15 protein-coding genes and 1 pseudogene are annotated in these 17,486 nt (G+C 56.6%); 10 read left to right on the plus strand and 6 right to left on the minus strand.

Annotated elements, in window-relative coordinates; genetic code table 11:
* The first annotated feature begins 128 nt into the window (after positions 1–128).
* The 6 genes from ACCD00_RS26130 to ACCD00_RS26155 all read left to right on the plus strand — a co-directional run bounded on the left by ACCD00_RS26130 (position 129) and on the right by ACCD00_RS26155 (position 7,133).
* Positions 129–1,577 carry an MFS transporter gene (locus tag ACCD00_RS26130; protein ID WP_413428185.1) on the plus strand — a complete coding sequence of 483 codons (1,449 nt, stop codon included), beginning with the start codon at positions 129–131 and terminating at the stop codon, positions 1,575–1,577.
* A gap of 157 nt (positions 1,578–1,734) precedes the next feature.
* The gene (locus ACCD00_RS26135; RefSeq protein WP_413428186.1) at positions 1,735–3,738 is read left to right on the plus strand and encodes an aminotransferase class I/II-fold pyridoxal phosphate-dependent enzyme; all 2,004 of its coding nucleotides are present in this window, start codon (positions 1,735–1,737) and stop codon (positions 3,736–3,738) included.
* Between the two features lie 27 nt (positions 3,739–3,765).
* On the plus strand, positions 3,766–4,548 hold the full coding sequence (locus ACCD00_RS26140; protein ID WP_413428187.1) for a transporter substrate-binding domain-containing protein: 783 nt from the start codon (positions 3,766–3,768) through the stop codon (positions 4,546–4,548).
* Positions 4,549–4,698: 150 nt separating this feature from the next.
* On the plus strand, positions 4,699–5,412 hold the full coding sequence (locus ACCD00_RS26145) for an ABC transporter permease (RefSeq protein WP_007981895.1): 714 nt from the start codon (positions 4,699–4,701) through the stop codon (positions 5,410–5,412).
* Positions 5,413–5,430: 18 nt separating this feature from the next.
* Positions 5,431–6,129 carry an ABC transporter permease gene (locus tag ACCD00_RS26150; protein ID WP_413428188.1) on the plus strand — a complete coding sequence of 233 codons (699 nt, stop codon included), beginning with the start codon at positions 5,431–5,433 and terminating at the stop codon, positions 6,127–6,129.
* Entirely contained in the window at positions 6,129–7,133 is a 1,005-nt protein-coding gene (locus ACCD00_RS26155; RefSeq protein ID WP_413428189.1) for a DMT family transporter, read from the plus strand. The genes ACCD00_RS26150 and ACCD00_RS26155 overlap by 1 nt, the downstream gene beginning before the upstream one ends.
* On the opposite strand, the pseudogene ACCD00_RS26160 reads toward ACCD00_RS26155, so the two are convergent.
* A pseudogene (locus tag ACCD00_RS26160) lies at positions 7,089–7,574 on the minus strand (TetR family transcriptional regulator C-terminal domain-containing protein); the annotation flags it as partial. The gene ACCD00_RS26155 and the pseudogene ACCD00_RS26160 sit on opposite strands and share 45 nt — an antisense overlap.
* 170 nt (positions 7,575–7,744) lie before the next feature.
* On the opposite strand from ACCD00_RS26160, the gene ACCD00_RS26165 reads away from it, so the two are divergent.
* Complete coding sequence (locus ACCD00_RS26165) at positions 7,745–8,761, plus strand: succinylglutamate desuccinylase/aspartoacylase family protein (protein WP_413428190.1); 1,017 nt, start codon at positions 7,745–7,747, stop codon at positions 8,759–8,761.
* Positions 8,762–8,843: 82 nt separating this feature from the next.
* On the opposite strand, the gene ACCD00_RS26170 is transcribed toward ACCD00_RS26165, so the two are convergent.
* Together ACCD00_RS26170 and ACCD00_RS26175 are read right to left on the minus strand one after the other, a co-directional pair.
* Positions 8,844–9,602: a hypothetical protein gene (locus ACCD00_RS26170; protein ID WP_413428191.1), complete on the minus strand. Its 759-nt coding sequence runs from the start codon at positions 9,600–9,602 to the stop codon at positions 8,844–8,846.
* A gap of 264 nt (positions 9,603–9,866) precedes the next feature.
* Positions 9,867–10,163, minus strand: coding sequence for a DUF6124 family protein (locus ACCD00_RS26175; RefSeq protein WP_413428192.1), 297 nt, complete (start codon positions 10,161–10,163; stop codon positions 9,867–9,869).
* 588 nt (positions 10,164–10,751) lie between these two features.
* Here ACCD00_RS26175 and ACCD00_RS26180 point away from each other — a divergent pair.
* From ACCD00_RS26180 to ACCD00_RS26190, 3 genes are all read left to right on the plus strand, one after another.
* The gene (locus tag ACCD00_RS26180) at positions 10,752–11,213 is read left to right on the plus strand and encodes a hypothetical protein (protein WP_413428193.1); all 462 of its coding nucleotides are present in this window, start codon (positions 10,752–10,754) and stop codon (positions 11,211–11,213) included.
* 353 nt (positions 11,214–11,566) lie between these two features.
* Positions 11,567–12,265 (plus strand): restriction endonuclease, encoded by a 699-nt coding sequence (locus ACCD00_RS26185; protein ID WP_413428194.1) that lies wholly within the window; start codon positions 11,567–11,569, stop codon positions 12,263–12,265.
* Positions 12,266–12,497: 232 nt separating this feature from the next.
* Positions 12,498–13,553 carry a hypothetical protein gene (locus ACCD00_RS26190; RefSeq protein WP_413428195.1) on the plus strand — a complete coding sequence of 352 codons (1,056 nt, stop codon included), beginning with the start codon at positions 12,498–12,500 and terminating at the stop codon, positions 13,551–13,553.
* Positions 13,554–13,681: 128 nt separating this feature from the next.
* Here the strand turns inward: ACCD00_RS26190 and ACCD00_RS26195 are convergent, their stop codons facing one another.
* The 3 genes from ACCD00_RS26195 to ACCD00_RS26205 form a co-directional block, all read right to left on the minus strand.
* A complete protein-coding gene (locus tag ACCD00_RS26195; RefSeq protein ID WP_413428196.1) occupies positions 13,682–15,862 on the minus strand; it encodes a hypothetical protein in 2,181 nt (726 codons plus the stop codon).
* Between the two features lie 355 nt (positions 15,863–16,217).
* Positions 16,218–16,985 carry a phosphonate ABC transporter, permease protein PhnE gene (phnE, locus tag ACCD00_RS26200; protein WP_413428197.1) on the minus strand — a complete coding sequence of 256 codons (768 nt, stop codon included), beginning with the start codon at positions 16,983–16,985 and terminating at the stop codon, positions 16,218–16,220.
* Positions 16,982–17,486 (minus strand): PhnE/PtxC family ABC transporter permease (locus tag ACCD00_RS26205; RefSeq protein ID WP_413428198.1); only part of this gene is annotated, 505 nt, incomplete at its 5' end. The genes ACCD00_RS26205 and phnE, both read right to left, overlap by 4 nt.

A 17,486-nucleotide genomic window follows, 5' to 3' on the forward strand; every position in this document is an offset into this window, starting at 1 on the left:
GTGTGTCAGTTGACACGTGTATTGCCTGACACACCGCTTTCGCGAGCAAGCCCGCTCCCACATGGGTTCGTCGCTATGTGGCGTCTCGTGCATGAATAAACTGCAAATGCTGCGTCTTCCGCCATGTTATGGCCGAGCTTAGGCTTGGGACAACCTATTTGCGGAGTCGCGAGAGAATGAAGTCCATATCGATTCGGGGAGCCTTGGCCAGCCTGTCGTTATCCATGTTGCTGTCGTCCCTGGGCACCAGCATTGCCAACGTTGGCCTACCGGCATTGGCCGAGGCGTTTTCAGCGTCGTTCCAGGCCGTGCAGTGGGTGGTGCTCGCCTACTTGCTGAGCATCACGGTGTTGATCGTCAGCGTTGGCCGGCTCGGCGATCTCATTGGGCGGCGGCGGTTGCTGCTGATCGGCATTGCGCTGTTTACCGTTGCCTCGATCCTGTGCGCAATGGCGCCCGGTCTGTGGCTGTTGATTGCTGCCCGGGCGTTACAGGGCATCGGCGCGGCCACCATGATGGCGTTGTCCATGGCAATGGTGAGCGCGGCAGTGCCCAAGGAAAAAATGGGCAGTGCGATGGGCGTGCTCGGCACGATGTCGGCAGTCGGCACTTCCCTGGGGCCGACACTTGGCGGCGTGCTGATCGCACAAGTGGGATGGCAGGGGATTTTTCTGCTCAACGTACCCTTGGGTGTCCTGGCGCTCGGGCTTGCCTGGCGCTTTTTGCCAGTGGATCGCCACGAGATGACGTCCAATCGGCCAGACTTCGACGCACTCGGCACGCTGGTATTGGTCCTGACCCTGCTGGCCTACACGCTGGCCATGACCCTTGGGCACGGCAGCTTCGGCCCGCTCAATACCGCGCTGCTGCTGGTCGCGGTGATCGGCTTGATCCTGTTCGTGTTGGTCGAGCAGACGGCCACGTCGCCGCTGGTCAAACTGACGATGTTGCGCAACCCGCGGCTGAGCGCAGGGTTCGCCATGAGCACCCTGGTGACCACGGTCGTCATGGCCACCCTTGTGGTCGGCCCGTTCTATCTGTCGGGTGCGCTGGGTTTGAAGGCGGTGAGTGTCGGGCTGGTGATGTCGGCCGGCCCGCTGGTGGCGGCATTGGCCGGTGTGCCCTGCGGGCGGCTGGTCGACCGACTGGGCGCGCAGCGTTCGAGTGCGGTCGGGTTGATTGCCATGTTGGCCGGCGCAGCCATCCTGCCGGCCGTGCCGATGAGCCTCGGCGTACTCGGCTACCTCGCGCCGCTGGTGGTGCTCACGGCCGGCTATGCGCTGTTCCAGGCGGCGAACAATACCGCCGTGCTGTCGGACATTGCGCCAGAACAACGTGGCGTGATCTCCGGTCTGCTCGGTCTGTCACGCAACCTGGGGTTGATCACCGGCGCTTGCGTGATGGGCGCGGTGTTCGCCTTCGCCACGGCCAGCAGCAACATTGTGCAGGCACCACCGGAAGCGGTCGCGCAGGGGATGCGGGTCACGTTCGCCGTCGCGGCGGCACTGGTTGTCGTGGCCCTGGTCATCGGCACGCTCAGTCAATGGGGGTCACGGCGCCTGGCAACCTCGTGCTGAAAAACGGCGCGACTGTCGTGAAAACGACCTGTTTGCGCTGAACGCGAAGCCTCGCGAGTTTTCTGTTGAACGAGTGTTCAGTCTCGACTATGTTGGGGGCCACCTTCCCCCGGCTGGTTGCGGGCTTGCGTTTCTTCAATTCGAACGAGGCACTGGCATGCGGTTTTCACCCTTTGTTGAGCGGATCAGTGGCCAAGGCGTTGCCGCCTGGGATATTCACTACGCGGCCAATGCGGCGCAGCGCAACGGCGAGGACGTGATCATCCTCAGCGTCGGCGACCCGGATTTCCCCACCCCCGATTTCATTACCGACGCCGCCATCCACGCCTTGCGCGAAGGGGATACCCACTACACCGAAATCGCCGGCCGCCAGGCCCTGCGCGAGGCCATTGCCGCCCGCTACAGCCGGTTGACCGACCGCGAACTGCAGGCGTCCAACGTCATTCTCACGGCCGGTGCGCAGAACGCGTTGTTTGCCACCTCAATGTGCCTGCTTGGTGCCGGCGACGAAGTGATCGCCTTCGATCCGATGTACGTGACCTACGAAGCGACGCTCAAGGCGTCCGGCGCCACGCTGGTGCGGGTGCCCTGTGCGGCGGACTCGGGTTTCCGCCTCGATGCCGCCGTGTTGGCCAAGGCCATTACCCCGCGCACCCGGGCGATTTTCTTCTCCAACCCGAACAACCCCACTGGCGTGGTGCTCAACCGCGAAGAGCTGCAAGCAATCGCCGACCTCGCCATCGCCCATGACCTGTGGGTGGTGGTCGACGAGGTCTACGAGAGCCTCGCCTACGAGCGCGAACACCTCAGCCTGGCAGCGTTGCCGGGCATGGCCGAGCGCTGCGTGGTGATCGGCAGCCTGTCGAAATCCCATGCCATGACCGGTTGGCGCATCGGCTGGGTCGTGGCCAACGAAGCCCTGGTCAATCATGTCGAAACCCTGGTGTTGAGCATGCTCTACGGCCTGCCCGGGTTTGTCATGGAAGCGGCGCTCAAGGCCGTGCAGGCCTTTGATGAAGTCACCCACGGCATGCGCGAGATCTATCGTCGGCGCCGCGATCTGGTGGTGTCCGGCCTGGCCGATTGCCCGGGCATCAGCGTGCTCAACCCCGATGCCGGCATGTTCGTGCTGGTCGACGTGCGTGCTACCGGCCTGACGTCGCTGGAGTTCGCCTGGCGCCTGCTGCGCGAAGCCGGTGTCTCGGTGCTGGATGCGGCGGCATTCGGTGAGCCGGCCCAGGGTTTTGTAAGGCTTTCGTTCACCCTGAGTGAAGAGCGACTGGCCCAGGCATGCCAACGCATTCGCGACTTTGTCCGGGTGCTGAACGGCGAAGCACCGAGGCCAGTGATCGGCACGGTGACCAGTACCGCAACCGTCGAACCGGCAGCGGCCAAGACCATGATCGAGGTCGATCGCCTGCACAAACGCTTCGGCAATATCGAAGTGCTCAAGGGCGTTTCCCTGACCGCCCGCGAGGGCGAAGTGATCTCCCTGATCGGTGCCAGCGGCTCGGGCAAAAGTACCTTGCTGCGCTGCATCAACATGCTCGAAGTGCCGGACCAGGGCCGTATCCTGGTCGATGGCGAAAGCATTCACCTCAACCAGAATCGTCCCGGCGCACCGCTGGTGTCGGACGCCAAACAGCTGGTACGCATCCGTTCCAGCCTGGGCATGGTGTTTCAGAACTTCAACCTCTGGCCCCATCGCACGGTGCTGGAAAACCTCATCGAAGCGCCGACCCAGGTCCTGCGTGAAAGCCGTGCGGAGGCCACCGAACGGGCCGAAGCCCTGCTCGAACGCGTCGGGCTTGCGGCCAAGCGCAACGAGTACCCGGCGTTTCTCTCCGGGGGACAGCAACAACGGGTGGCCATCGCCCGGGCCCTGGCCATGCGGCCCAAGGTCATGCTGTTCGATGAACCCACCTCGGCACTCGACCCGGAACTGGTCGGGGAAGTGCTGCGGGTGATCCGCTCCCTCGCCGAAGAAGGCCGGACCATGATTCTGGTGACTCATGAAATGGCCTTCGCACGCGATGTCTCTTCCAAAGTCGCCTTCCTGCATCAAGGGCTGATCGAGGAAACCGGTTCGCCGGACGAAGTGTTCGTACACCCACGCAGCGAGCGCTGCCGACAATTCGTCAACGCTCATCAGACTCGCTAACTCATCATAAAAAGACGGGAAAACAACATGGGAAATCGACGTTTTGCAAACTGGTTGACCGGTGCGGCCTGCGTATTGCTGGCTGGCATGAGTGCGGCACAGGCGCAGCCGATCAGGTTCGCGGTGGCAGCCGAACCCTATCCGCCGTACACAGAGAAGCAGGCCAACGGTGAATGGAAGGGCTTTGAAGTCGACCTGATCCACAAGCTGTGCAGCGAAATGAAAGCCGATTGCGAGATCAAGGAAGTGGCGTGGGACGGCATCATTCCGTCGCTGCTGGCGAAGAAGATCGACGTGATTTTTTCCTCGATGTCGGTGACCGAAGAACGCGAAAAACAGATCGCCTTCAGCAAGGCCTACTACGATTCGGCGATTGCCGTGGTCGGCCCGAAAGAGTCGTCGGTGAAGAAGTACCCGGATGACCTCAAGGGCAAGATCATCGGCGTGCAGAACTCGACCGTGAGCGCCAGTTACCTGAAGACCTACTACGAAAAAATCGCCGACGTTAAGTACTACGACACCCAGGACTCGGCCAACGCCGACCTGATTGCCGGCCGCATCGACCTGATGATGGCCGACGGCACTGCCATGGCCGCGTTCGTCAAGACCCCGGATGCCAAGGACCTGGCCTACCTCGGCACCGTGCCATATGACCCGATCTTCGGCAAAGGCGTGGGCGCTGGCTTGCGCAAGGACGACACCGAACTCAAGGCCAAACTGGACAAGGCCATCCAGCAATTGCTGGCGAGCAAGGACTACGACGACCTCTCCCAAAGCTACTTCGGCACCAGCGTGAAACCTGCGTTCTGATGAACTGAACGCAACCCCCTTGTAGGAGCGAGCTTGCTCGCGATGAACGCAAGTGCGCCGCGGTTTTTCTGAATGACCGCGTCATCGTTGACGTTTTTCGCGAGCAAGCTCGCTCCTACAGGGGGCCGTGTCCTCCAATTGGAGAGTGAAATGCCGGCAATGTTCGATCTGATCAATTTCACCGAACAGGGATGGGGCAGTGCGCTGTTGAAGGGGCTCTGGATGACCCTGCAGATTTCTGCCGGGGCCTTTGTGCTCGGGCTGGCCATCGGGCTGGTGGTGGCTTGCCTCAAGCTTGGCGCGCCGAAGCCGATTGCGGCGCTGATGCGCGGCTACACCACATTGTTCCGGGCGGTTCCGGAGTTGCTGCTGATCCTGTTGCTGTACTACGTCGGCTCCATGCTCCTCAATTCGCTGATGACCCGACTCGGCTACGGCGTGGTGAATGTCAGCGGTCCGCTGGCGGCCATCGTGGTGCTGGGGCTGGTGCAGGGCGCCTACGCCTCGGAGATTTTCCGCGCGGCGATCCAGGCGATTCCCTTCGGCCAGATCGAAGCGGCCAAGGCGTTCGGCCTGAACGGTTTCGGCCTGTTCCGGCGGGTCACGCTGCCGATCATGGCGCCTTACGCCATGGCCGGGATGGCCAACCTGTGGATCAACCTGATCAAGGACAGTGCGCTGATCAGCGTGGTCGGCACCAACGAGCTGCTGTACACCGCCAAGCAAGGCGCGGGGTCGACGCGCCATTATCTGTTGTTCTACCTCACGGCTGCCGCGTTGTATTACGCGGTGACGTTGGCGTCGAACTATCTTTCGGGACGGTTGGAGCGACGCATTCGTCGCTGGATGCCTCTTGTTGACTGAACCGGCAGAGAGAATGAAATGATTCCAGCGTGGATAGTTGAATACGCGGCACTGTTGGGCCGGGGGCTGCAAACCACTCTCGCAATCCTGTTGGTCTCCAGTGTGTTCGGTTTTGCCCTGGCGATCCTGGTGGCGCTGGCGCGGATCTCGAAAAACAAGGTGATCGCCAAGGTCAGCCTGTTCTACACCAGCGTGACCCGCGGGACGCCGTTGCTGATCCAGATCTACATTTTCTACTACGGCCTGGGCAGCCTGTTTGCCCAGTTCCCGCTGATTCGCGGCAGCTTCCTCTGGCCGTACCTGCGCGACGGATACTGGTACATCGTGTTCGCCCTGGTGGTGTCGGTCGGGGCTTATGTCGGCGAAGTGATTCGCGGTGGCCTGCTGGCGGTACCGAAGGGCGAAATGGAAGCGGCCTCGGCGTTTGGCATGACCGCGCGCCAGTCCTTGCTGCGGGTGCGCTTGCCCCGGGCGATGCGCTTGTTGCTGCCGACCCTGGCCGGGGAAACCGTGATGCTGCTCAAGTCCACGGCACTGGCCTCGACCATCGCCGTGATCGACCTGCTCGGCGCCGCCAACGTGGTCCGCGCGCAAACCCTGCAGGTGTACGAACCCTTGTTGCTGGTGGCCGGTGTGTATGTCTGCCTGACGTTCCTGATCGAAGCGCTGTTTGCCTTTGCCGAGCGGCGCGGGACGCCCGTGCGCAGGTCAGCCTGATGAGTTCGCCAAGAGTTGACCGCTCGCTGCAGGGCATTGGCCTGTGCACGTTGGGTTATGCATTCCTGTCGCTGCAGGATGCGGTCATCAAGTGGCTGGTGGCCGACTATTCGGTGGTCACCATTCTGTTCTGGCGCGCCGCCGTGGTGGTCGTGGCAGTGTTGCTGGCGGGGCGTTTGCGCGTTATCCAGCGGGCCTGGCACTCACCGAGCCGGCGCCTGCTAGTGGTGCGCGGCTTGCTGTCGATCGTGGCCTGGGTGCTGTACTACACGGCGGCCCGGGACCTGACCCTGGCCGAGATGACCACGTTGTACTTTTCCGCACCGATCATGGTCACGGTACTGGCGGCGGTGATTCTCAAGGAGCGCGCCAGCGGCTGGCAGTGGTTCAGCCTGATCGTCGGTTTTGTCGGAGTGGTCATTGCCTGTCGCCCCGACAACATGACCGACCCGTTGCCGATCGTCCTGACCCTGCTGGCGGCGATGTGCTGGGCGTTCACCTACATCCAGTTGCGCCAGGTTGACGAACAGACGTCAGTGCTGGAGCAGATGCTGATCACCAACGTGGTGTTCGTGATTTGCATGATGGTCGCGTTGCCATGGACCCACACGCCATCGCCGACGCCCGCCTGGCTGGGCATGCTCGGCGCCGGCCTGGTGGGCGGCATCGGCCAGTTCCTGTTGTTCGCCAGTTTCCGCCGCGCCACCGCGACCTTGCTCGCGCCGTTCGAATACACCGGGCTGATCTGGGCGTTTGCGCTGTCGAGCCTGGTCTGGGGCACGCTGATGGATACGTCGCTAATGATCGGTGCCGGGCTGATCGCGGTCAGCGGCACCCTGGCGATGATCTTCGGCCGGCACTCGTCACAGGACGTCGTCGGTGCCGAATGCTCCGTGACGCAGCCCCTTTATCCAGCAACGGCAGATATGGAGCCCGTTGGCGGCGCTGAAGGTCTCGGGGTTGAGGCACCACTCGAGCCAGAGACCGTCGAGCATCGCCGATAAGCCGATGGCCGCCAGGCGGGTGTCGTGAATCACGAAACCTTCGCTGGCCGCCAGCCCGTCGAGCAACTGGCGGATCAGGTCGAGGTAGGCGCGGTAGCTTTTTTCGTGGGACTGGCTGACGTGGTCGGAGTGGCGGATCAGGCTCCAGAACACCACCCACACACCGAGCAGTTTCGGGTCCATGACCCTGGGCGAGAACGAGCCGACCAGGAAAGCATCAATTTTTTGCGCAGGTGTTTCTGCCTGCTCGATTTCCAGCAGCAGGGCGGTGGTCAGTTCGCTCGCGAGCCGCTGGTAGGTTTCCGCGATCAGGGCCTCGATGCTGCCGAAGTGATGGTTGAGCAAACCCACGGACACCCCGGCCTCAGTGGCAATGCGGCGCACGGAGATCCCGGCGTGACCGTCGCGGCCCAGGCAGCGCAGGGTGGCGGCCACCAGCATTTCGCGGCGGTCATCGGGTTCGGCGCGGCGGTTTTTCGGGGCATCGGTTGTCACGAGGCTGTCCTTGGATGAGGTTCCACGTTGCCGAGCTTAGTTGAACGTCTGTTCAATCACCAGCCTCGGCAGCAGCGATACAACGTTTTCAACGTTCATGACGGGAGGGAAAGCCAATGCCGCAGGATCTTTCATTCAGCGTTCGCAACAACAACGGCGATGCCGTGCAGGTCGGCGCCTGGCGTTACGCAGGCGATGGCAGCGGGCCGAACGTGCACCTGCAGGCCGGCGTGCACGCCGATGAAATCGCCGGGATGCTGGTCCTGCACCTGCTGATGCAACGGCTTCAGGTCGCCGAGACCCAAGGCCGGCTCAAGGGCAACATCACCGTGGTGCCGCAGGCCAATCCGCTGGGCATCGGACAGTTTCGCCAGGGGCGGATTCTCGGGCGCTTCCATGACGCCACCGGGCATAACTTCAATCGCGCGTTCGACCAGTCGGCGGCCATGGAGCGACCTTCGACCTGCGTCCAGCAATGGCAGAAAAAACTCGTGCAACTGGCCGCCCCGGCGGATGTGATGCTCGACCTGCACACCGATGACGAGGCCTTGCCATACTTTTACGTGCACCGCAGTTTCTGGCCTCGCGGCCGTGAACTGGCGGCGGCGATGAAGATGGACGTGGCCATCATCTGGGATGACGGCGGCGATGGTTCCTTCGAAGAGACCATCATTGCCCCGTGGTTGCGCGAAGGCGTCACCGGGCACCGCATGGCGGCAACCCTGGAGCTGCGCGGGCAGGGCGATGTCAGCGACCGTTTCGCGCAATCGGATGCCCAAGGGCTGTACAACTGGCTGTGCAGTTGCGGCGTCATTGATGAGTCAGTGGCGCCTGCCGAATGGCCTGTCGAAGCGGTGGAAATGGGCCACATGGAAACCATCATCGCGCCGCAACCCGGCGTGCTGATCTTCGAAAAAGAGCTGGGGGATTTCGTCGAAGAAGGGCAGCGCTTTGCACGGATCCTCAGGACCCCGGGCGACCCATCCTCCGAAGTGGTACTGCACGCCGAGCAAGCGGGGCGCCTGGTGACGCGCTATCGCGACCGCCTGATAGCCCAGGGCATGGGCGTGGCGAAATTCACCGGCAGCCGGGTGTCGCGCAACTGGAGTGGCGGGTTGCTTGATCCGAATTGAGGGTTTGAGCTTCAGGCCTGAAGATATGTGGTTGCGGCTGCTGAGTCAGAAGGCGTCATGAGCAGCCGCTTTACCCTGTTACTTAGTGCATGGCGACGTCGGTGAACTTGAGCATCAGATACTCACTGTCTTTATCCTGAAAACCCAGTTTGATCGCTGGGGTTTTGCTCAACTTGCTGTTGCTTTGCTGAAACAGCAACGTCACTCGTGTTGGTACGTTGCGAACCAGCTGAAACTGTCTGGAGTAGTAGTCCTCGACTTGGCCAACTCGAATCGATTCCGGTTTGAGCGGGCCACCAGACTCGTCGAACATCCGTGTGCCATCTTCGAAGCGAAAGATGCGATCCACATTGAGGTTGGTGAGTTCGAAGGTGCAGGTTGGCAATCGCCCGATATTCTCGCAGCCCAGCAGCTCAAAGCGGACGTTGTCCAGAACCTCCATGCGTTTTCCGAGCAGGTTGTTGCCTTCGTTTTCGACCATTTTGGATTGAACCTTGGCAAACTCGAACGACGGTTTGGCGTATTCAGTGCCCAGGATGAAAAAGCCAAAAGACAGGCCAATCACCATGCAAAACTGCAGCACCCCTCTGATCACAGGCGTGAAATTACGGATCTGCCAGCCAATGGAAATGGCGCTCAGCAGCAGGAATGTACTGACCACCAACACCACGCTCTTCCAGCTGATGAAGCTGAAGCCGAACACGCTTGGGTCCGGAACGGCGTAAGTGATCAGCCCCCACAGGCCACTCAGTACAACACCGAGGCCTGCCATGCCACGGGTGATCAGCGAAGTGATTTTTTGCGTGCGAGTAACGGGTGCGAGTAAATCCTGCTGAGGCATCAACGGTGCCAACTCCTTGTTTTGTAGCCGGGTCAGCCGTCCTTGAGGAGCGGCGGGCTATTGCAGTAGAAATCCCTGGGATGCCAAGGCAGGCGTCAATTGTGGCATGTTGCCATTATCTAGTCATCGGCCCAGCCCTTTTTTACCGGACCACCCAAATCCCTGTGGGAGCGAGCTTGCTCGCGATGGGCCGCGCAGCGGTTCAAAAAAGTGATGGCCGCACAGCCCAACGCGAACAACATCACTCCTCACAGCAGACGGCATCTACTCAGGCGGATCAATCCGATCCAGCACCGTGTTTGCCGTGATCTCCGCCAACATCACGCTGTTGGAAATCCCCAGCAGTGCATTGCGCGATCCGCCGTCCAGATGATCGACCAACTGGTGCACCATCACATCGACCGAGGCCAGCGTCTCGACCAGATACACCATCAGGGTTTCGGTATCGACCTTGGGATCGACGGTAAACAGGGAGCCAGGCGTGCGCGGTGTGGCTTTGATGTCGGCAGTCGATGGGGATGTCGGATCGGTGTCCGGCGGGTTGGGGGTGACTTTGAACATGGCTGTCTCCGCTTCATGGTTGAAGCTGCCACGTTCGTTTCCAGACGAAGGGGTGGCAGCTGTACGCAGGCTGGAAACCCGGGGAAACGGCAACCCGGTAGACCCGAAGGTCTCCCGCGCACAGCCGCCATAACGGAGTGCACACTTAAAAGCGCGCAAGCATAGGTTATGAAGGGCGCAGTTGCGCCATTTTCATTTCGGGGTTTCCAGACCCGACCACTGATGGGCAGTGGCGCGGAAACGATAGAGACCAGGGGCAGGGCGCACAAGCCGGCGGATTCTGGCGTAACCGTAGGCAACGACGCAAGGTGTTGTAGCTCTCCGGAAATACCCTACAACCTTTTTAAACAAGCGCGCTTGCGGACATGAGCAACTGAGTATCGGCTTTCGTGTATCGCTGTGTATCAGGGCACGACATCCGCATACAGCCATACAAAACCATCACTTCACGGATACAGCCGGGATACACCACGGGGGCCAAATAGACCTGCCAGAGCGAGAAGCACAACGCACCTCGCAACCAGGTTCATTAACCCTTGTGGTACGACCAATAGTGGTCCAGCCACGCCATTGATCCGGAGTATCAACATGTCTCGTATCCAGTCGAACAAAACCCGTATTGGCCTGCTCGCCGTTGCACTCGTCGGCGGTATCAACTTCGCGTCCACCGCGTTTTCCGCTGAAGCCTTGCCTCAAGGCTATCAACTGGCCTCTGCGGAAAAGACCAGCGAAGGCAAATGTGGCGAAGGCAAGTGCGGCGCCAACGAAGCCAGCGCGAAAAAGACCCAGGCCGAGGGCAAGTGCGGTGAAGGCAAGTGCGGCGATGCGTCGTTTGCACGCACCGACGCCGATCATGACGGCCGCGTGTCGCTCAAGGAACTGCTGGCCGTAGCGCCCAAGGGGGGCGAGGAGTTCAAGGCGATGGACACCAATGGCGACGGTTTCCTTTCCGAGGGTGAGGTGTACAAGTTCCGCACCAATCAGTACGTCACCAATGGCAAGAAAGTACCTACCGAGTTGTTCACCAAGTTGAGCCAGGCTAAAGACTGATCGGCCGCAACGAAAAAACCCTTCCTGCGTTAACGCGCAGGAAGGGTTTTTTGCGTGGGTAGTATTGGTTTGGTCGTCAGGCAGGAAATTGCACTGCACTTGGCCACCGGTTGCATCGGATTTGACCAGCAGGCTTTGTGAGCATGACCGGCAGAGAACGGCCAGAAGCAGTTATTGGGCACGATGCACACGGTTTCGTAATGTAAAAAAAGTATGGCGTGCTATCTTTTGAGGGCATCTCTTAGTGGGCGGTGAGTTTCGGTTGAACAAGTTTTTTCGGTGCGTCTGCCTTGACAACATTGCCTCGCTCCCATTGACTATTTACTATTGGCAGTTTGACAAAAGGATCAATAATGAAAGACTGGAAAAAATACCAAGAAGATGCGGCGGACTACTTCCGTGCCTTAGGTATGGACGCGTTCACAGATACAGCGGTAAGAGGCGCAAGAAGCAGCCATGACGTAGATGTACTAGTAACCTCGCATTATTTAGGGTTCGATATAACATGGATTGTAGAGTGCAAGCACTGGAAGACTCCCGTAAACAAGCTACACGTTCTCGCGCTAAGAGAGATAGTTGCTGATGTGGGTGCGGACAGAGGTATCTTGCTCTCGGAATCTGGATTTCAGAGTGGCGCAGTAGAAGCCGCAAATTTAACAAACATACAAGTCACCTCAATTAAAGAAATCAGCAAGAGCGCAGGTCCTAGTATTTATGCAATGCGCCTTAGAGATCTGTTCGATCGTACTGGTATTTGCAAAGAGCGATACTGGGATATACCAAAAAGAGTGCGCATTGAATTCGGCTTAAGAGATGAAGTGGGGGGGGTGAACTACTCTGGTGCCCGAGTAATTGATATGTGTGTCGATTTACTAACTAAAGCTTTTAGAGGGGTGTATCCATTTGAAAGTGAGGATCTAGAAGTCTTGCTGAAATTCGGGAAGGAAAAAAAATTTGAATCTTCAGTAGAGGTTGTAGAGCTGGTGGAGCAAAAAATATCTGAACTAGAAGAAAAATTAAATAACTATGACTCTAAGAGAGGTAGTACCTAATAAGTGGCTAATGCTTTTCGTTTCACTTGCTCGGAATTGCGTTCCACAGCTCATAAACAGAACATTAAAGGATGGCTGTAATGGGGCGCTTTTGTCTATCGAATCTGGTCGTTTTCGACCCTATTCGGTCCGTCGAGACACCAATTGAAATCGGTCGAAACGGCGGTGGACAGACCGGTGGCAAATTAGTAGCATCCGTTTCCTAGTCTTGCATGCTATAGAGAGTTCCCATATGAACATTGATGATGCCTTGCGACAAGCGTGCTTAGAGCCAAGACTAGTTTCTTCAGATATAGCTGATACAAACCCTTGGTTTTTGATTGTGGAACGGGATCTCTCGCTTCTTTGTCAGAATGCTCTCCCTACACCTGTAAATTTTACCTTTAATATAAGTCGCAGCATACAAGCGTGCGTTCTATATCGAAGCAATCTCGTTGTTATGACGGCAGGGATGTTTAATGTTTTATGTCGTGTAGCTTCAAAAATCGTTACCAGCGGAGTCTTTATAGAGTTCGAGGGGGGAGTCGAACCGACCTGGACTCCAAATGCTGAATTTGCTTTCAGTTCAGTTGCTTCGGATTTGTCTAGCACTGCTTTTAATTGGGGTGTTGAGAGCAAGTCATGGCACAAATTTGGCGAGCGACAGTTAATATTTTTCTATATACTGCAAACGCTCACTAGATTTGTAGTGCTACATGAGTTGGGTCATGTCTTCCATAATCATGGTGCGAGGTTTCAGGAGCGAGGCAGTAGTTCTGTAGATGTTGATCTGGCTCAGTCTGAACTTCTAACCAATGAGGAGGGGGTAGCTTCCCAAGCGAGAGAAATTATAGCGGATAATTTTGCATTTATTCGTCTGAAAAAAATACAAGAGAGAGAGCTTGCTTCTAAAGCTGGTGCAGAGGCTACCGATTTACTTGTCAGTAAACTGTTACGGGGTGAGCAAGAGAGAGTTCGCTTTTTGCTGACTACGGTGTATTTATATTTTCATATGATGGATAGACACGACTGGTACGCGGTGGATATTTTTAGACTCACCCATCCACCGGCGCCTTTTCGTCTGAAGAATTTATTTGCGCTCACGCTTGAAACAGGGGTCGCCAATCTGAACGAGGATGAGATTGGCGAGATGCTAATGCAGCACCATTATGTATGCAATGCTCTGGTTTCTGTTGTTTACAATCATTATCCAACACTGGATTTATTCAAAGAGGTTAGCACGCCGCGTTTTAATCGATTATTTAATGCGCTATATGAAGAGTACCCAAAGTGGCAAAACCTTGGGTAGTTAAATATCCTCATTTTGCCGTTTTCAGCCTGTCACGACACGCAGTAAACTGCCAAAAGTAGACGCCTAGGCCCGATCTGATGGGGTTGCGTAGGATTAGCCTATTGATTGACTACTCCAAAAGCACTTCAAACCAGAGCTTTAACCTTTCCATACAAGTCGTAGAGGTGTAGCGCCGACATATCCAAAATAGGTTCATACATAAACGAATTCAGATGGATGTTTTCCGGCGTCATCAGATTGACCTGAGATAACACCATTATCTGATCGCTAGAGCCAGGAAACATCGAAGAAAATTTACTATACAACTCAAAGGTCTGGTTGCTGCTGATGTCATTGACAAATTTAGCATCGTTAATTTTTGCAATCATAAATTCCTCAGCTCTAAGTCGAATCCCGATTGATAAAATCACCTTAGATTCCAACTCAACATCATCATCAGCCTTAACGGCCAAAGCTTCTGCTTCATCGTAAATAAGCTGCATTGCTGAAGCCTTCGGATTTGGAAGTGACAGGTTGTTCTGATCCAGCAATGTAGCTTTGAATGATGCTTCTAAATCTTCGATGGTCAGCGTCGCGCTATCTGCCTTGATGTGCAACAACGACGTGAGCATGAGATAGTGCGGACTCGTAACACCATGGCAGTATTCAGCTAAATTACGCACGAATGGGATACTAGCTACAAGAAAGGCAGGTTTTTTTGCTAGGCCATCTTTCCACGTCGTGAATGGATTTTTCTGATATTTTTCTTCTACAAACGCCAGAGCGCCCTGATTTTTTTTGGCGAATAATCTCCGGCTCCTAGCAATTTGAAGCCTGCTACTAATTGTTCGATGGAAATCGAAATTATGCGTTAAAAAAATCAGTCTGAAAAATGGAGTTTTTGCAATTTCATTAAAATACTCAATTATTGCGTATTTATTCTTATAATCAAATGAGTCTGCGATATCATCAACTATTAACAAAGTGGATTGATTAGACTCTCGACGCGCCTGAATCTCAAACAACACGTTGAGGATATATAAGGCGCGCTTTTCTCCTTGACTCAGAACCTGAAGCAATTTCTCCTCTTCTACGCCACACGTTCCTTGTCCATCCTGAAACTCAAAAGCAACTTTCGGGGTTTCCCCCTTGAGAATAACATCCTGTTGATTCTGAACGACCAGCTTAAATGGCACATAAAACCTTTCGTTGAACTGGGTAACAACCGCAGCCCACTTCGTCTTTTCTGCCTCCGCTTGATGTGCTGTCTCTGCGATTACATCCTTTGCTGAAGCATAGGCCGCTGCAAATGAAATCAAAGCTGGTTTGGCAGCATTAAAATAGGAATTCCACAGTTTCTTCCTGAATCCGTTAAAATCACCAAGTTCGGCTAGAATTTCCGGATGCCCTGTTAGATACTCGCGAAATTTCTTCAACTCCAAATTTTTTTGAAGCTGCTTATCTACGGCTTCAAATTTTGCGGACAGCTCTTTATCACCCAGAATGCGCTGTTTCTCCGCAACAACAAGCTCCTCCAGTTCTTTCGCTGAGGAGATCTCTAACTTTTCGCCACCATTTGAAATATTCAGCGTATGGTTTGCATCAAAAAAACCGTTGCTTTGAAGGTTCTTGGAGACATCGGAGGCGCCAGTATGGTTGAACTTTTTACTGAGCAGCGGAGATTTTTCAACAAGTTCTTGATACTTTGACATGTATTCTTGCAACTGCTCGTGCAAAGTCCCTGCTTTGAACGCCGCGATTGTCTTGTCATTGAATATTTCGGCATATGCCAATTCCGAAAATCGAGTATCACCATCCAAACTATCAGCTAGATCTGCAAAGAAGTCATAAGGATTTTTAAACTGAAAGACGTCTTTAATTTCAGAGGCCGGTGAAGCTTTCCCTGGCCAGCCTGAGATCTCCTTCAGTGTCTTCAAGAGACTTTCTTGAGTTGAGTCGATGTTTCGAACGGCCTCTTCGTATTCATGCCTCAACTTTGGATTGACGAGAAGCGTTGAGGTTCCTGCCCCGGCATATCGTTCAACATATGGTTTGATGACAAATAAGGACTCAGGAGTGATTGGCGTGGCTGGGTCGGAAGTAATTGATCTGGTGGTTTGACGTTCGGGAAATATCAAATCTTGGCTGTCCCGTCCCTCTTGAACATCCAAAAAAGTTCGCGCCAGCGAAGTTTTCATGAAACCGTTTGGCGCATAAACAGAGAAAGCAGAACCAGCTGGAATCTTCGCACTCTCTTTAAACGTGAGTATTGCGTCAAGCTTTTGTATTCCGTAGCAATTCTCAAGTTTAATATCTAAGAAATCCATATCCATTTCCCCAGTTTGAAGGTGCTCCGAGAGGTCGACACTATCGATTTGCCAGTATTCTGTCTATGTGTCGTTGAGGTGATTCCGGTTCAGTCTCATACCGTACAAAGGCTTTTACGACCATCGAGTCGCGTTGCGGAAGCTTGCCATGGGGGAGGAGCAACATTAGGCAATAGACTATTTTGGCTAGGTGCTGCCTTCTTCACAGACTGATTCGGGTCGGTTACGGCCATTCGTGACCGGCAGCAATGGGTCGTTTTCTACCGGTCATAACCATAGAACGCGGCTGCCAACCCCATACAAATGCCTGCTCAGCCCGAATGCAATCAGGTCAGCAAGCCCATGCAACTCCCCATCACGCCTTAACCCACCGCTGCCGACTCCAACTACTCAACCCATCAACCGCAAACACCAGCACCAACATCGCCAAAATCACCGTACTGGCCTGCGCCTCCTGGAACAGACTGAGGCTGACATACAGCATCTGCCCCAAACCGCCGGCACCGACAAAACCGAGCACGCTGGCCATGCGGATGTTGTTTTCCCAGCGGTACAGGATGTACGCGAGCAGCTGTGGAAACAGGTTGGGCAGGGTGCCGTAGCAGAAGGCCCAGACGACATTGCCGCCCTGCAAGCGGATGGCTTCGGCCGGTTGCGGTGGGGTGTTTTCCAGGGCTTCGGCGAACAGGCGGCCGAGTACGCCGGTGGTGTGCATGGCCAGCGCCAGGGTACCGGCGTTCGGGCCGAGTCCGGCGGCCAGCACCATCAGCGCGGCCCACACCAGTTCGGGAATGGCGCGAAGGGCGTTGAGCACAAGGCGCGATGCACTCTGCAACGGCCAACCGAAACGCCCGGCCGCCGGCAGTGCCAGGAGCATGCCGAACACGGCGGCGAGCAGGGTGCCGAGGGCCGACATGGCCATGGTTTCCACGGCGCCACGGCCGATGGCTTGCAGGTGGCCAGCGCTCAGGTCCGGGCTGAGAAAGCGCAGCACGTAGGCGCCCATCTGCTTCAGGTTGCCGCTGCCGGTCAGTTCGCCGAGATCGATGCCCAGGTAGCTGAACGAGGCGACGACCGCTGCGCCGATGCCCAGGATCAGCAGCAGGTTGACCAGGCGATTCATGCGAACCTCCAGCGCAGCAGGCGGCTGATCTGATCGGCGAAGAGCACCAACAGGAGAAAGGTCAGCAACATGCTCGCCACTTCACCGCCGGCGAACATGCGCAACGACAAGTCGATCTGCTGGCCCAGCCCGCCGGCGCCGACGAAGCCCATCACCACGGACGCGCGGATCGCGCATTCCCAGCGGTACACGGTGTACGACAGCAATTCCGCGCCGACATTGGGCAGGATGCCGTAGCAGAAGGCCGCCAGCCGGCCACTGCCGGATTGCAATAATGAGTGGACGGGGCGCTGGTCGACCGACTCGAAGATTTCCGCGTAGACCTTGCCCAGCATGCCGCTGTAGGTGATGGCAATGGCCAGCACCCCGGCCGTCGGGCCAAGTCCGACGGCGCGCACGAACAACAGGGCCCAGACGATTTCCGGCACGCTGCGCAGGAAAATCAGCAGCCCGCGCACCGGCCAGCACAACAGCCGGCCCAAGGCGCTCGGGCGACCGCTG

Source organism: Pseudomonas sp. Pseusp3 (assembly GCF_047304225.1).
In the GTDB taxonomy this organism is placed as follows: Bacteria; Pseudomonadota; Gammaproteobacteria; order Pseudomonadales; family Pseudomonadaceae; genus Aquipseudomonas; species Aquipseudomonas fluorescens_CD.

Excerpts from the sequence above, each read along its gene's own strand:
- ACCD00_RS26130 (WP_413428185.1), top strand. The coding sequence starts at position 129 with ATGGCCGAGCTTAGGCTTGGGACAACCTATTTGCGGAGTCGCGAGAGA.
- ACCD00_RS26135 (WP_413428186.1), top strand. The coding sequence starts at position 1,735 with ATGCGGTTTTCACCCTTTGTTGAGCGGATCAGTGGCCAAGGCGTTGCC.
- ACCD00_RS26140 (WP_413428187.1), top strand. The coding sequence starts at position 3,766 with ATGGGAAATCGACGTTTTGCAAACTGGTTGACCGGTGCGGCCTGCGTA.
- ACCD00_RS26145 (WP_007981895.1), top strand. The coding sequence starts at position 4,699 with ATGCCGGCAATGTTCGATCTGATCAATTTCACCGAACAGGGATGGGGC.
- ACCD00_RS26150 (WP_413428188.1), top strand. The coding sequence starts at position 5,431 with ATGATTCCAGCGTGGATAGTTGAATACGCGGCACTGTTGGGCCGGGGG.
- ACCD00_RS26155 (WP_413428189.1), top strand. The coding sequence starts at position 6,129 with ATGAGTTCGCCAAGAGTTGACCGCTCGCTGCAGGGCATTGGCCTGTGC.
- ACCD00_RS26165 (WP_413428190.1), top strand. The coding sequence starts at position 7,745 with ATGCCGCAGGATCTTTCATTCAGCGTTCGCAACAACAACGGCGATGCC.
- ACCD00_RS26170 (WP_413428191.1), bottom strand. The coding sequence starts at position 9,602 with ATGCCTCAGCAGGATTTACTCGCACCCGTTACTCGCACGCAAAAAATC.
- ACCD00_RS26175 (WP_413428192.1), bottom strand. The coding sequence starts at position 10,163 with ATGTTCAAAGTCACCCCCAACCCGCCGGACACCGATCCGACATCCCCA.
- ACCD00_RS26180 (WP_413428193.1), top strand. The coding sequence starts at position 10,752 with ATGTCTCGTATCCAGTCGAACAAAACCCGTATTGGCCTGCTCGCCGTT.
- ACCD00_RS26185 (WP_413428194.1), top strand. The coding sequence starts at position 11,567 with ATGAAAGACTGGAAAAAATACCAAGAAGATGCGGCGGACTACTTCCGT.
- ACCD00_RS26190 (WP_413428195.1), top strand. The coding sequence starts at position 12,498 with ATGAACATTGATGATGCCTTGCGACAAGCGTGCTTAGAGCCAAGACTA.
- ACCD00_RS26195 (WP_413428196.1), bottom strand. The coding sequence starts at position 15,862 with ATGGATTTCTTAGATATTAAACTTGAGAATTGCTACGGAATACAAAAG.
- phnE (WP_413428197.1), bottom strand. The coding sequence starts at position 16,985 with ATGAATCGCCTGGTCAACCTGCTGCTGATCCTGGGCATCGGCGCAGCG.